The 12,693-nt window shown below is 34.3% G+C and carries 14 protein-coding genes; 8 read left to right on the plus strand and 6 right to left on the minus strand.

Translation table 11 applies throughout. The annotated features are described in order from the left end of the window. The first annotated feature begins 17 nt into the window (after positions 1-17). The 4 genes from QY331_00220 (at position 18) to QY331_00235 (ending at position 2,574) form a co-directional block, all read left to right on the plus strand. The gene (locus QY331_00220) at positions 18-191 is read left to right on the plus strand and encodes a hypothetical protein (GenBank protein ID WKZ69673.1); all 174 of its coding nucleotides are present in this window, start codon (positions 18-20) and stop codon (positions 189-191) included. A 69-nt stretch (positions 192-260) separates the two neighbouring features. Continuing rightward, positions 261-509, plus strand: a complete 249-nt coding sequence (locus QY331_00225) for a hypothetical protein (GenBank protein WKZ69674.1) — start codon at positions 261-263, stop codon at positions 507-509. 103 nt (positions 510-612) lie between these two features. After that, on the plus strand, positions 613-2,112 hold the full coding sequence (locus QY331_00230; GenBank protein WKZ69675.1) for a serine hydrolase: 1,500 nt from the start codon (positions 613-615) through the stop codon (positions 2,110-2,112). Between the two features lie 33 nt (positions 2,113-2,145). Beyond that, the gene (locus tag QY331_00235; GenBank protein WKZ69676.1) at positions 2,146-2,574 is read left to right on the plus strand and encodes an OsmC family protein; all 429 of its coding nucleotides are present in this window, start codon (positions 2,146-2,148) and stop codon (positions 2,572-2,574) included. Positions 2,575-2,582: 8 nt separating this feature from the next. Here the strand turns inward: QY331_00235 and QY331_00240 are convergent, their stop codons facing one another. Next, entirely contained in the window at positions 2,583-2,996 is a 414-nt protein-coding gene (locus QY331_00240; protein ID WKZ69677.1) for a DUF2203 domain-containing protein, read from the minus strand. 94 nt (positions 2,997-3,090) lie between these two features. Here QY331_00240 and QY331_00245 point away from each other — a divergent pair, with 94 nt between their 5' ends. The 3 genes from QY331_00245 to QY331_00255 all read left to right on the plus strand — a co-directional run bounded on the left by QY331_00245 (position 3,091) and on the right by QY331_00255 (position 6,264). Then, on the plus strand, positions 3,091-3,546 hold the full coding sequence (locus QY331_00245) for a MarR family transcriptional regulator (protein WKZ69678.1): 456 nt from the start codon (positions 3,091-3,093) through the stop codon (positions 3,544-3,546). A 64-nt stretch (positions 3,547-3,610) separates the two neighbouring features. Beyond that, the gene (locus tag QY331_00250; protein WKZ69679.1) at positions 3,611-4,315 is read left to right on the plus strand and encodes a pirin family protein; all 705 of its coding nucleotides are present in this window, start codon (positions 3,611-3,613) and stop codon (positions 4,313-4,315) included. 44 nt (positions 4,316-4,359) lie between these two features. Further along, positions 4,360-6,264, plus strand: a complete 1,905-nt coding sequence (locus QY331_00255; GenBank protein ID WKZ69680.1) for a TlpA disulfide reductase family protein — start codon at positions 4,360-4,362, stop codon at positions 6,262-6,264. Positions 6,265-6,362: 98 nt separating this feature from the next. Here the strand turns inward: QY331_00255 and QY331_00260 are convergent, their stop codons facing one another. Further along, positions 6,363-6,575, minus strand: a complete 213-nt coding sequence (locus QY331_00260; protein WKZ69681.1) for a 4Fe-4S binding protein — start codon at positions 6,573-6,575, stop codon at positions 6,363-6,365. Between the two features lie 278 nt (positions 6,576-6,853). Between QY331_00260 and QY331_00265 the strand changes: the two genes are divergently transcribed. After that, positions 6,854-8,110 carry a HAMP domain-containing sensor histidine kinase gene (locus tag QY331_00265; GenBank protein WKZ71310.1) on the plus strand — a complete coding sequence of 419 codons (1,257 nt, stop codon included), beginning with the start codon at positions 6,854-6,856 and terminating at the stop codon, positions 8,108-8,110. A 2-nt stretch (positions 8,111-8,112) separates the two neighbouring features. On the opposite strand, the gene QY331_00270 is transcribed toward QY331_00265, so the two are convergent. The 4 genes from QY331_00270 to QY331_00285 all read right to left on the minus strand — a co-directional run bounded on the left by QY331_00270 (position 8,113) and on the right by QY331_00285 (position 12,632). Beyond that, positions 8,113-8,832, minus strand: a complete 720-nt coding sequence (locus QY331_00270; GenBank protein WKZ69682.1) for a sulfite exporter TauE/SafE family protein — start codon at positions 8,830-8,832, stop codon at positions 8,113-8,115. Between the two features lie 91 nt (positions 8,833-8,923). After that, a complete protein-coding gene (locus QY331_00275; GenBank protein WKZ69683.1) occupies positions 8,924-11,482 on the minus strand; it encodes a T9SS type A sorting domain-containing protein in 2,559 nt (852 codons plus the stop codon). 68 nt (positions 11,483-11,550) lie between these two features. Further along, the gene (locus tag QY331_00280; protein ID WKZ69684.1) at positions 11,551-12,105 is read right to left on the minus strand and encodes a PepSY-associated TM helix domain-containing protein; all 555 of its coding nucleotides are present in this window, start codon (positions 12,103-12,105) and stop codon (positions 11,551-11,553) included. A gap of 77 nt (positions 12,106-12,182) precedes the next feature. Next, complete coding sequence (locus QY331_00285; protein ID WKZ69685.1) at positions 12,183-12,632, minus strand: DUF4920 domain-containing protein; 450 nt, start codon at positions 12,630-12,632, stop codon at positions 12,183-12,185. Positions 12,633-12,693 lie beyond the last annotated feature (61 nt).

The following is a 12,693-nucleotide window of genomic DNA, read 5'->3' on the forward strand; positions in this document are numbered from 1 at the left end:
TTTCAGAAACTTCGAAAATGAAAAAAGACAAAACATTTTGTGACTTAAGCAAAGATTATATTGCTAAACATCTCGATGAAATCATTCCGTTAATTAATAATCCTAAATTTATTTGTAAAAAATGTGCAAGAGCAGCAAACGGCGAAACACATCTTTGTAAACCGGTAAAAATTAAAAACCACTCACAATAAGTTGATAACTTTTACAAGTCATTTTTTCTAAGTAAATAGTAAATTCAAACTCATTTTCAAATTATTATTATGAACTTATTCCTAATTTCATTTCTTATTATTTTACTAAATATTCCTTTCGGTTATTGGCGTGCCGGTGAAAGAAAATTTTCGCTTAAGTGGTTTCTTGCAATTCACATTCCGGTTCCGATTATTATTTTATTGAGATATTTTTTAAACATCGGGTTTGAATGGTGTACTTATCCAATAATGATCACGGCTTTTTTCACCGGACAAGCTCTTGGCTCTTGGTTCAGAACAAAGTTAATCCAACCGTAAAACTCGAATCTTGTGAAGTATTTTAAATAATTATCACACAAAGAAACTTTTTCAATAATTTTCCGTCTTATCAGCAAGTAAAAAAATCATTATGGAGAAAATGATGAAACTAATTAGTAAGATGATAATTATATTTTTTATAAGTACTACTCTATTTGCTCAAATCGATTTTGATAAACTTGACAAATATATAACCAAAGCCGCGAAGGATTTTAAAATTGAAGGGCTTGCAATTGCGGTTGTTAAAGATTCACAGATAGTTTTTTCTAAAGCCTATGGTTATGCTGATATCGAAAAGCAAATACCACTTACTACCAATAGTCTTTTCAACATAGCATCATGTACAAAAGCATTCACTGCCGCTATTGTTGCCAAACAAGTTGATGAAGGAAAGCTTAGTTGGGATGACAAAGTGATCGAACACATTCCATATTTTCAGCTTAGTGATATATGGATTACGAATCAACTTAATATAGTTGATATATTAAGTCATAGAAGCGGACTAAAAACTTTTGCCGGAGATCTGCTATGGTATCATACAGATTATACTTCGGAAGAAATCATCAAACGTATGAGATACATTCCTATAGAGAATGAATTTAGAAGTCAATATGGTTATCAGAATAATATGTTTATGATAGCCGGTGAAATAGTTAGTCAGTCTTCCGGAATCACTTGGCATGAATATCTGCAAAATGAAATTTTTAATAAACTCGAAATGAAAAACACCAAACTAAGTGGAAGCTTTTTAAGTGAAGAAGATGATATTGCTTTTCCTCATGTTAATGGTAGTGTGTATCCAATCGCAGAAGAACTTCCTGATCCGGCCGGTTCAATTTATTCGAATGTGGAGGAAATGGGCAATTGGATTTCTATGCTATTAAACGGAGGAAAATATAATGGTGAACAAGTCATAAGCGGCAAGGTATTAAATGATATGTTTACACCGCGTACCATTGTCAGACTCGCAAGAACTATGGAAAAAGCCGGGGCAAATTTTCACACATACGGTTTAGGCTGGTTTATGTTTGATTATTATGGCAGAAAAATTATTTATCACGATGGCGGAATGCCGGGATATATTGCACGAACAATGCTCGTTCCCAAAGAAAATTTTGGTTTTGTAATTTTAACAAACGGTATGAATCCTTTACCGCTGGCAATTAGTCAACAAATATTAGATTTTGCTTTCGGTAATCCAGAAGCAGATTGGGCTGCTGATTATTTAGAAAGAGTTAAGCAGCGTGATGAAAGAATGAAATCTTTTGAAACCGAAAAAGAAGAAAATAGAATTGAAGGAACATCTCCTTCGCTTGAACTTGCCGGTTATACGGGAAACTATAACGATAATTCTTATGGGGAGTCAAGTATTGAGTTAATTAATGACAAACTTGTTTTAACTCTACCTGCCAAAGATGTATTCGTAAGTGAAATGGAACATTGGCATAATGATACGTTTAAAATTAAATTCAAAGATGAATATTTACCTGAAGGTTTTGTAACATTCGATTTTAATTCAAGAGGAAAAGTCACAGCTTTCAAAATTGATTTACCAAATCCCGATTTTCATTTTAATGATTTGTATTTTGAAAAGATTGATTAACTTTTCAAGTAAAAATAATTTCACGAGAGTAAAATGGCACAAAAGAAAGCATTCATTAAACAAGTACAAGGATTGACATTTACCGGCAAGACTGATTCTAATCATTGGATTACAATGGATGGTCCGGAAGAGTTTGGTGGAAGTAACGCGGCCATTAGACCAAAAGAATTGTTACTTTTAAGTCTCGGCGGATGTACCGGTGCAGATGTTGCTTCAATATTGCAAAAGAAGCGTGTTAAGTTAGAAGGTTTTGAAATGAACTTAACCGCGGATGCAACCGAAGATTATCCGCAAGTATTTACAAAAATTCATATCGAATATGTTTTTTACGGAAATGATATTGCAGAAAAAGATGTTGAAAAAGCAATTGAACTTTCACAAACAAAATATTGTGGTGTTACAGCGATGTTAAGCAAAGCAATGGAGATAACTACATCGTTTAGAATTGAAAAAAGTAAGTAGGAGTTAATTTAATAAATTGCGGGGATACGTTTTCTTCCGGCGTATCCCTCATTTATTCCGTGGTAATATAAAATGTCTTCTTCATCACTTCGCCAGCAAAGATAGACTTCTTCTTCTCCAATAAATGAAGGAAAATCAACAAGCCCTATTGAAAAATTCCAATCTTTATAGTAACAACCGATTTCTTCCAGCTCTCTAATAAAATAATTTAGATCGCCGATTAATTTTTGTACTTCGGGATTTTCTTGTGCTTCGGGACCCATTTGTTCTGCGATAGTACTAATCTGAAAACTTGTGTCCAGAATATCTTTAACGATTTTTTTTACTAAAGGTAGAGTACGTTTAGCTTCTTCCGGCGTAAAATATTTTGTGGCAGTTGTGGTCATAATTTTATGATTATATAACAAATTAAATATACTCAAAAGTTCCTACTAAATATAGCAACGTAATTTTAATTTGACAATCTATCCGATTTATTTTATTTTGAATTTGAACTTATAAAGCAGGAATCTTGTTATGGGGGCAGCAAAAAGTTACGGTAAGAAAAATGATCTTGCCTTAAATACTTGGATTAAACTAGCAAGAGCACATTCCGTTATCGCTCATCTATCTGATGAAAACATACGGGGATATAATTTAACAACACCACAATTCGGAGTTATTGAAGCATTAGGTCATCTCGGACCTTTGAGAGTCGGACAACTTTGTAACAAAATGTTGGTTAGTGGCGGTAATATGACGCTGGTTTTAGATAATTTAGAGAAACAGCAATTAATCGAAAGAACATTTTCAAAAGAAGATAGACGCGCAATTCTGATTCAATTAACTCAAAAGGGAGTTAAATTGTTTGAAAAAATTTTTTCCGATCATGCAGACCGAATCGGGGAAATATTTTCCATATTATCGATTGATGAGCAAAAAGCACTCGGCGATTTATTAAAAAAACTTGGTAAATCTTTAGCGAAACGATAAAAAAATTTAGATATATACTTAAAATATAAATATCACGATATAGTGATAAAGAAAGGAAGTAAAAATGATACAATTAGTTAAAAGTAACCAACGCGGTAAAACTCATATAGATTGGCTGGAAAGTTATCACAGTTTTTCATTCGGAAATTATTATGACCCGGAAAATATTCAATTTGGACCGATTAGAGTTCTTAACGATGATATTATCGCTCCGGGTGCCGGGTTTCCGACACACCCACATAATAACATGGAAATAGTAACAATTTCTCTTGAAGGTGAATTAGCGCATAAAGACAGCACCGGTGGTAAGGGTGTCATTCGTCCGGGTGAAGTTCAAAGAATGACCGCCGGAAAAGGAGTTTATCATTCCGAGTTTAATAATTCAGATGAAAATCCGACACATATTTTACAGATTTGGTTTATTCCGGATAAACCCGGTTATGAGCCTAGTTATGAACAGACAAAATATAATCCCAATGACGCAAAAAACTCATTATTGAAACTTGTAAGCAAGAAAAATGGCGATGGAATAGTAACAATTAATCAAGATGCTGATTTATACATCTCACATCTAGATAATACGAAAGAACTTAATTATAAAATCGATGAAGGCAGAGGAGTTTATCTCTTCCAATTTGCCGGAGAATTATCCGTCAACAATCAAAGTATTGCGAATGGAGATGCTCTTAAAATCACCGATGAACAAGAAATCTCTATCAAAACAAGAGAAAGTTCTTCTTTTATACTTTTTGATGTCTCATTAAAGTGATATATTTCTTGATCATTTCTTAAAAAGATTGGGGGATATTCCTTATGAATATCATTAAATCAGTTTTACTTATTCTATTAACAACGATTCTATTTATTAGCTGCGGACCAAAGTTTGAAGGCACATTTTCAACATTGCCCGAAAAACCACAAGCTGCTGATGAAATTACAGTAATGTATGATCCAGCAGGAACACCGCTGGAAGGAAAAGAAAATGTTGATATGATTGCTTATCTCTACGGTGTAGAGCTTGATGATGCAATCGGTATTGAAATGCAGAAAGAAGGAAAAGGATTCATTGGAAAGTTTTCTTCCTTTCCAAATACGCGGGGTGTTATTGTAAAGTTTGTTGATCGCGATAACTATGAAACTGAAGATAATAACAACAAACAAGGTTATTTGCTTAACCTCTATGACGAAAACGGAAAGGTTATTGCAGGCTCTAAAGCAGGTTTGGCAGCCGGTTATTATTTGTGGGGAAGATCAGCAGGATTGGAAAGAGACGGAGAAAAATCTGTTTCTCTATTTAACGAAGCATTTAAAGAGAATCCCGAAGTTAAATCGGAATATCTCGAATCATATTTTAATGTACTTTTAAGAGTTAGACCGGACGAAGTTAACAACATAATTTCGGATGAGCTTTCACAACTTGAACAAAAATCGGAGTTAACAGAAAACGAATTAGGATTACTGGCTAAATGGTATGTAAGATTACAACAAAACGAAAAAGTTGAAAAATACAGAGCGGAAATTTTCAATAAATATCCAGATGGAGAATTTGTTGAAGATTACTCATTTGCAGAGTTTAACTTTGCTCCGAATGAAGAAGAAAAATTGAAAGTTTATGAATCGCTTAAAACAAAATACCCGGATAGTGAAAAACTAAGCAACATAAGCAACGATTTAGTTTATTCTTTGGCAAGAGCAGGGAAGTTTAAAGAAGCCTATGATTTTGTAATTTCTAATCTAAATAAAGTTCATCCATTTTATTATCAGTACACCGTCAATAAAATGATTGAAGCAGAAGCCGATCCTAAATTAGCATTACAATTTGCTGAAGTGGGTGTTAAACAAGCGAAATTAAATTTGGAAGAACCATATGTAGAAAAAAATCCAAGCGAAACAATTAAAGAGTGGGAAAACGGCAGAGCATATTATCTCGGTCTAAATCAATACAGATACGGTATTCTTCTTGCAGCAAATGAGTCTAAAAATGAAGCCGAAAAAGTTCTAGCGCAAGCGATTGAAAACACGGATAAATTATACGGCGATCAAGATCTAAGAAATTATTATGCGAATTTATTAGTTGGTCTTGGCGAAAACAAAAAAGCACTTGATGCAATCAGCAAATTTATCGAAGAAGGAAACGGTTCATCCGAGCTTCAAGCTAATCTTAAAACAGCTTACATTGCCGATAAAGGAAGCGAAGAAGGATATGATCAATTCCTCAGTCAATTTATTTCCGCAGCAGAAACAGAAATGCTAAATGATCTCAAATCTAAAATGATAAACGATCCGGCTCCTGCATTTACTCTTAAAGATTTGGATGGTAATACTGTTTCACTTTCTGATTATAAAGGAAAAACAGTTCTAGTAGACTTTTGGGCAACGTGGTGCGGTCCTTGTTTAAGTTCATTCCCGGGATTAAAAACCGCCGTTCAAAATTACCAAGACGATGAATCTGTAGTATTCTTGTTTGTAAATACTTGGGAGCGTGTTGATAACAAAGAAGAAAACGCGCGTAATTTTGTTAAAGAGAGTAATTATCCATTTCACGTATTGCTGGACTTAGATAATGAAGTAATTACTCAATATAAAGTTGATGGAATTCCAATCAAGTTTATTATTGGTCCCGACCAAAATATTAAATTCAAGAGTGTCGGCTTTAGCGGCAACTTAGATCAAATGGTAAAAGAAATTGAAATGATGATTGATCTTGCGAAAGGGTGATTTAGATTTTAGATGTGAGATTTAAGACTCATAGAATTTTGTATAAAAAAGTCCGTCAATTGACGGACTTTTTTTGTAAAGAAGAAAATCAATAAATCTTATCTTTCTTCAATTGCATCTACTGCACAAACTTCTATACATGACTTACATTCGTTGCATAGTTCATTAACTATGAATGTATGATCATCAGAAAGTGGAGCTTGAGTTTCACCGTTCAATTGAAACTCTTCACCTGCCTGGTAAATAGCGTTTTGTTCACATTCATCCACACAAGCTGAACAGTCTATGCATTCATCTGTTACGTACATCATTTTATGTTACTCCTTGTTAATTCTATAAAAAGACATTACTAACTTAAAAAGAGTTAAATAAAATAACAAGACCAAATGATCTTCAAAAAAGAAAAATATTCAAATCACTCTTCGAATATGTTTCTTATATTTATAACCGTTCATCTGACTAAAAAAAGCAATTATCTATCAGGAAACTTCGAGAAAAATACAGTCGCTATGCAAACCCAATAAATTCTACCCCCGCCGATGGAGTAATTTACTGGCGTGAAAAACTTGTGCTTTCTGTGCTTTTTGTGATGGTGGGATTAGCTGCCTTGGCTTACTTTCCCAGTGTTATTTTAGCCGTTGAAGCAAGTCTTTGGGATGTGGCAATTATCGATACAGTTGCATATGCAATCGTAATATTTCTATACATGAAGAAACCGATGAACACTCATATCAAATCCACAATATTGGTTTCGGTTCTTTACATCCTTGCGATCATGCTTCTGTTTGTTCTCGGATCATCTGGTGCCGGTTATTTATGGTTATTCTTTTTACCTATTGTTGCTTCTGTCTTTATGAAACAAATCTATGCTTATTCTTTCCTTGTACTTAATGTAATTATTTTAATATTGTTTGGGATTCTTCGTTACACTGGGATTTATACACCGATCTCGTTGGGAGAATTTTCCCTCGAAATATGGATTATTATTATTGTCAACTTTGCTACACTAAATGCATTCACGGTATTTGCCTTTTTACTATTAATTAACGGATTAACAAAAACAATTGAAAGTGAAAGAGAGGTAATAAAAGAATTACAAACAAAATCGGATGAATTGAAAATTGCTAAACGAAATGCGGAAAAAGCAGATTCTCTTAAATCCGAATTTCTTGCACAAATGTCGCATGAAATAAGAACACCGATAAATACTATACTTAGTTTCAGTTATTTAATTAAGGAAGATATAAAAGAAAACAGATTGGAAAATATCGATGAATACTTTTCTTCAATTGAGAGAGGAAGTTCAAGAGTAATAAGAACGATAGATTTAATTTTGAATTTATCGGAATTGCAATCAGGTACATATGAACCCAAAATCGAAAAAATAGATTTGCAGAAAGATGTAATTAACGGGCTTTATTCTGAATTTTTGGTAAAAGCCAAAAAACAAAATTTGCAATTAATTTTAAAATCTGATTCAAGCAAAAAATATTTTGTAAACGCTGATTTATACACAACAACTCAAATATTTGCCAACCTAATTGATAACGCAATTAAATATACGCTTAAAGGTGAAGTAAAAATTTTTTTATCTGAAAATGATAAGAAAGTTATTGTGGATATAATTGACTCCGGAATCGGAATGTCAAAAGAATTTCAAAAAAATCTCTTCGAACCATTTTCTCAGGAAGAATCGGGTTATACTAGAAAGTTTGAAGGTACGGGATTGGGTTTAGCGTTAGTTAAAAAATATTGTGAAGTAAATAATGTTGAAATCTCGGTTGAAAGTATAAAGGGAAAAGGGACGATATTTAGTATAAGTTTTCCGAATCCCTTAATTGAATAAAATTATTGTATAAGTAATACCAAACTCATTGTTGTTAAAAATAATAGGATGAGTTTTCTATAAAACTTTGAAGAAATTTTTGGGAAAGTGAATGATCCAAGCAACAAACCAGTAACTAAGAACGGAAGTGCATAAGCTGCATGTGTAATAACAAGCTGAGTCGTAAATCCGCTTATCGCATGAGATGATACAATTAGTGTAGATGTGACTATAAAAAATCCCGTAATCGAAGCTTTCTGTTTGAATTTATCCCAATCTTTTAGATAGAAATAAATTAAAATAGGCGGACCGTTAGTATTAAAAGCTCCACCTAACATACCGGAGAAGAATCCGAAAAATATTCCCCACTTGTTGGTTAATTTAAATGGTTTTATAAACGGTGCGATGTTAATAAGTACAAACAGCAAAATAACCAGAGCAAGTAACTTCAATATCAAATTCTCATCAGCTTCCGAAAGAAAGAAAACACCAAGCGGAATTCCCATAACAGAACCAAAAAGTAAAAATTTGATATCGGAGAAATTGATATGAGATTTAAGTTGGATAGTGAGATAAATGTTAACAACAAATCCGCAAAGCGCTGCAAGTGGAATCGCTTCTTTAATTCCAACCACCATACTTAATAACGGAATAGATGTTAATGCAAAACCGAAACCGGTCAACCCTTGATTAAAAGCAGCAAGGAAAATTATTAATCCGATGAGAATTATTTCTTCGAGCAAAACAAATTAAGTTTATTAAAAAAAAGAAAGATAATAAAAAAGCGACTCGATTGAGTCGCTTTGTGTGAAAACTTGTATTGAATTTATAATTCTACTTAACAAAATTCATCTTCTTGCTTATTTGATTATTACCAAAAGAAAGTTGATAAATATAAATTCCGCTTGAAAGATTTCCGGCATTAAATATTACTGAATGATTTCCAACAGATTGAATATCATTAACAAGCACTGCTACCGTTTGTCCCAGTGCATCAAAAACTTTTAGCGTTACTTTACCGGAACTTGGGATTGAGTACTCAATATTGGTTTCCGGATTGAAAGGATTCGGATAATTCTGTGATAAACTAAAATTGAGTTCAAGTTTATCGTCGTCTACGGAAGTTAATGGTTCAGTTAACAATTTACTTTCATAAACACCGTTACCGTGGGTTGCTAATCGCATAACATCATTTGCTAATGAAAATGAAAGATCCATAGCAAACACGCCGTCCGGTAAACCATCATTAAATTCATTCCATGTTTCGCCTTGATCAAATGAAACATAGATTCCAAGATCATTTCCTACATAAAGAATTTCCGGATCATATGGATGAACGGCAATAGTTGAAGTCGGAACATCCGGTAGTCCATCGCCAATATCAATCCATGTTTCGCCGGCATCGGTTGATTTGAATGCATGTGAAGTACCAAACCCGGACATTACAACATATACATTCAATTCATTCTGTAAATCAAAAGCAATATCCATGGGATATCGGTCAGGTAAATTTCCGGTTACATTTTCCCAAGTTGATCCGCCGTCAACTGTTCTAAAAATTTGAGCACGGCTGTTAACCGGAGCATATCCTGCCATTACAAAATCATCGCTATGCGGAGATACAGCAAGTGATACTGGAAGATTATTTGAAATTACAAGATTTGTCGCAGTATTAAACCAGTTGCTTCCCCCATTAGTTGATTTGTGGATTCTTTGTGAAGCAGCATACATTACAGTTGGGTCACCATAAGCAACGACATACGGTGCAATAAAAGGTGGATTGAGTGAAGATGGCGATACAAAATCAAACGAAGAATTAAATAGATCGTTACTTCTATATATTCTTAAATATTGACTTGAACCGTAAAGGTAACCATCTTGTTCATTGATTGCAGCCCAACCGCCATCACCGCCGATTACACGATACCATGAATCTTCACCAAGATAAATTGCCGTTGCATTATCTTGCATTCCACCGATTGCCAAGTTGCTATCGTTTAGCGCAACAGAAAAACCACCGTAAAATTGCGTGGTTTGGTAACCACCGTTTCTTCCTTCATAAGTTTCACCAAAATCTTCAGTAATAAATACACCGCCGTCATTTCCAAAATAAACTACATCCGGATCATTTGGATGAACAGCAAAAGCATGATGATCTGCATGTGAGTAATTTGGCGGACCTTCCGGTTCACCGGCATATGTTTGTCCAAGATACCAAGCCGCCCAATTTGATTTTCTTATTAAATTACTTCCACCGTTAGTTGATTTCCAAACATCTACACCGGCGGCTAAAATTTGTGTAGGATCATTTTGGTTAATAACTACAAAATGTGAAAACCATCCTTGATAAGTTGTATAGTTTGTCTGACTTTCAATTGTCCAAGTATCTCCACCATCAGTTGTTTTGCATAACCAAGATGGATCACCGGAAGAATAACCGTCACCAATACTGGCGTATAATAAATTGGGATCATCATGATATATATCAAGCAATGCTTTGCCGCCATAACTAGCTGGTAAACCGGCGGTTAATTTAGTCCAATTTTCTCCGCCATCTTTAGTTCGATAAATACCGTTACCGGTTGATGACATATTTCCGCAAGCTATGTAAACGAGATCAGTGTTGCTAGGGTTGATTACGATATCGGTTACCATCAAAGTTTCGTTAACAAGTTCCCAATCTTCACCGCTGTTCGTGCTTTTAAAAGTTCCTTCGGTTGTGCCTGCCCAAACTATCGAAGAATTTGATGGATCAATTTCCATTGACAGGACTGCGGTTTGCTGATTGTAACTCCAGTCCAAACTTTTAATCCATGTTTCTCCGCCGTCGGTTGTTTTCAATATTCCGATACCATAACTTCCGCGAGTTTCGCGTATTGCAACTCCGCCCAATGTATTTCCATAATTATAGACTTCGCCGGTTCCGATGTAAATTTCAAAAGGATTCTCCGGGTTAATTACAATTGCACCTATTCCTCGTACAGGAAATCCGGGTTCAATATGTTCCCAAGCCGATTCCCCAATTCCGGCTGTAACAGATCTCCACAATCCACCGCTGGCAGAACCCGCATAAATTGTATTTGTGTTCACCGGATCGATAGCGATTGAGATTGTTCTTCCACCAATATTTTTTGGTCCGATTGCTTTCCAACTTTGTTCTGTTTGAACTTTGTTAGCTTTTAATTTTTTTTGCTGAAACGCCGCGTAATATTTATCGGCCGGAATATCACTATTTGGATAGGCTCTTTGGGCAGTCCAAAATTGTAAAGCTTTCATTGCCCCGGATGTTTTCACATTCTTGGCATCGTTTGTCGATTCGAATACAAATTCGTATAAAAGATAACCTGTGGTTATTGATAATAGAAATAGAATAAAAGGAAAATACTTTTTCATGTTTCTCCCGTAGTGTGGACTTATAGTTAACGTAAAAAATCTGGTAAAATCTATGTATTAAAAAATCACTAAAAATATATTATCAAAAATAGAACTGGTATTAGAATACTGATTGCGACTAGATATTTCCCTCTTCCGGTAATTCCGTTTTTGCCTCTAATCATAAACATACCGCTGATAGCTAAAAATACAAGTCCAACCGCGAATAGATCTGCTACATATGTCCAAATTTTTTTAGGATTATTAAGATGAAGAAAATTTGTTTCGCGAAAGACGGTTCTGTCATTAACTGTTTCTATTTCTACTTTACCGAGTTCAACATTTGCACTAACAGTTTTTCTGTTGAAAAATAATTGAATTGAAGTTGGTCCGTTTCTAAAGAAGCTGTTTACGCTGTCAGAAATATTTAGTTCACTTTTTATATGAGTAATCATCGCATCATCAGTTAAAACAGAGTCACTCAGTATATTGATGTTAACCGAATCTTTTTCAATAATGTAATTGGGATTCCAATCATTAATATGGTTTACCGCAATACCGGAAATACCATAGACAATTATCAAACCAACGCTTAAATAACCAATATCGCGATGAAGAATTCTCACCCACTTTCTAACTTTCAATTAAACCTCTGGGATATTTAAAAGAAAAGCCCTCACGAGTTTTCGCGAAGGCTATATTAAAAATAAAAAACATAAAATTACATTTTAACTACAGCGCCAAGACCTTTAATTTGGTAAACTTTTGCTGTCTCGTGTTCGCATTCATCACCTTCTTTTTTCTCATGATCAGAACATGTTCCCGAACATGAAGTTGCAGGTGTTACCGCGTAAACTTCTCCTTCAACCAAAGCTTGTTTTCCCTTTGCTTCCATAGGAAATACAATTACTCCGTCATCAACTTTAACTCTAATTTTTTCGTATCCTTCTGCTGCGGCAATTTCAATCCAACAACCTCTTGATTCGCACACGCCGACAATTGTTCCTTCAACTAATACTTTTTTACCTTCATATTCAGCGGGATTCTCTAATATTGCTTTTACTTCTGTCTTGTCCGTTAGAGTAACATCGCTTCCGAATTTTTTATCTTCAGCATTTATAAAAAGCGATACAAAAATTAACATTGTAACGATGATTTTGATTTTTTTCATTGTTTCCTCTTTTGGTTTATCTTTAAAAGATAAAGTTAGCCTATTAGATGAATATTTGCAA

It is taken from the genome of Melioribacteraceae bacterium (assembly GCA_030584085.1).
Taxonomy (GTDB): Bacteria; Bacteroidota; Ignavibacteria; order Ignavibacteriales; family Melioribacteraceae; genus SURF-28.

Bases quoted from the DNA above. Each gene is read 5' to 3' on its own strand.
- QY331_00275 (WKZ69683.1), bottom strand. From the start codon at position 11,482: ATGAAAAAGTATTTTCCTTTTATTCTATTTCTATTATCAATAACCACA.
- QY331_00225 (WKZ69674.1), top strand. From the start codon at position 261: ATGAACTTATTCCTAATTTCATTTCTTATTATTTTACTAAATATTCCT.
- QY331_00250 (WKZ69679.1), top strand. From the start codon at position 3,611: ATGATACAATTAGTTAAAAGTAACCAACGCGGTAAAACTCATATAGAT.
- QY331_00245 (WKZ69678.1), top strand. From the start codon at position 3,091: ATGGGGGCAGCAAAAAGTTACGGTAAGAAAAATGATCTTGCCTTAAAT.
- QY331_00265 (WKZ71310.1), top strand. From the start codon at position 6,854: ATGGTGGGATTAGCTGCCTTGGCTTACTTTCCCAGTGTTATTTTAGCC.
- QY331_00235 (WKZ69676.1), top strand. From the start codon at position 2,146: ATGGCACAAAAGAAAGCATTCATTAAACAAGTACAAGGATTGACATTT.
- QY331_00285 (WKZ69685.1), bottom strand. From the start codon at position 12,632: ATGAAAAAAATCAAAATCATCGTTACAATGTTAATTTTTGTATCGCTT.
- QY331_00255 (WKZ69680.1), top strand. From the start codon at position 4,360: ATGAATATCATTAAATCAGTTTTACTTATTCTATTAACAACGATTCTA.
- QY331_00260 (WKZ69681.1), bottom strand. From the start codon at position 6,575: ATGATGTACGTAACAGATGAATGCATAGACTGTTCAGCTTGTGTGGAT.
- QY331_00220 (WKZ69673.1), top strand. From the start codon at position 18: ATGAAAAAAGACAAAACATTTTGTGACTTAAGCAAAGATTATATTGCT.
- QY331_00230 (WKZ69675.1), top strand. From the start codon at position 613: ATGAAACTAATTAGTAAGATGATAATTATATTTTTTATAAGTACTACT.